1 protein-coding gene is annotated in these 237 nt (G+C 52.7%); it reads right to left on the reverse strand.

Annotated elements, in window-relative coordinates:
* Window positions 1-30: 30 nt before the first annotated feature.
* Window positions 31-237: hypothetical protein (locus tag AC0QHF_RS00060; protein ID WP_324702158.1), on the reverse strand; the 207-nt coding region annotated here is incomplete at its 5' end.

Raw genomic sequence — 237 nt, forward strand, 5'->3', positions numbered from 1 at the left:
ATTGCTTCAACTGGTAGCTTCCGGATTGTTCTACCTACTAAAATACCACAGCGATCGCTCCCCTGAGATTTTCCACAGCCCCACCCAGATCCGGGGATAAACAAACATGAGTAGCGATCGCGCCTTCGGGACGGGGTGGCGGATGCCCATCGCCAAGGGAAAATATCTTTGATCGGGTAGCACAGGCATCCTGCCTGTGAGCAGAAGCTGGACGACGATGTTGTATAGTGTAGCTGT

This window comes from Lyngbya sp. CCY1209 (assembly GCF_055795065.1).